Raw genomic sequence first — 829 nt, forward strand, 5'->3', positions numbered from 1 at the left:
TCGATTTCCGGATACCTGCATGTCCTTTCTAAAATACATAAAATCAGAATTCCCACTTAGATTATTCAGACTGGATGTTTCTAATGTTTTATGAGAGGGATTAGAAAAATTAACATCTGGGAGTTCGAAAGAGTTTAAAGAATAGGCTATAAAGGTATAAGTATCTCCTCCTTTCAATGCAAGTTGATCCGTATCTTTTTCTTTCCCTACGGTATAATCTCTTTCCGTAACATATTCTCCAGAAGCATCATAGACAACTACTTTGTATCTAGCCCCAGCTTTCAATGGATATCTTTGAGTGTGCGGCTCAAGATTCCTATTTAAGGAGGCCTGGGCTGCTTCACTTGAATTTGGTGTACTGACAGGAGTTAGCTCTGCTACCAAATTATACTCTTCATTGAACGGAATCTCTTCTCTTAGTATTTGAACGGAGTTTCCTAAATTGCTCCCTCTTTGTAAAGATGCTTTCGGGCTTAATTCCTGAACATCACCCCTTACATCTCCAAACATATTCACTTTTACAATCGCCATACCCCCACTTAGTAGTGGGTTCTGATGATCTGTGGAGAGTTGGCTTTCAGCTCCAGTGCTTCGACAAGCCAGAAAAAATAGCAGGAGAGATACTGCAATAAAAGCTGTAATCAGCCTAGTTTTTTTATAAAATACTGTTTTCTTCATTATTGTGTGTTTTATATATAGACAATTTATCTGAATTATTTAAATTCCAGATAAATCATCTAAATTTGTTCGTTGTTTTTTTAATTTAAAAATTAAATTGTATCAGAAATTGATTTAGAAATCTTACCAATCGCCATCTTCACTTAAATCA

The 829-nt window shown here is 35.3% G+C and carries 1 pseudogene; it reads right to left on the bottom strand.

From position 1 onward, the window contains the following. A pseudogene (locus GNY06_RS10800) lies at positions 1-678 on the bottom strand (hypothetical protein); the annotation flags it as partial. Positions 679-829 lie beyond the last annotated feature (151 nt).

The sequence above is a fragment of the Elizabethkingia argenteiflava genome (assembly GCF_009904105.1).
Taxonomy (GTDB): domain Bacteria; phylum Bacteroidota; class Bacteroidia; order Flavobacteriales; family Weeksellaceae; genus Elizabethkingia; species Elizabethkingia argenteiflava.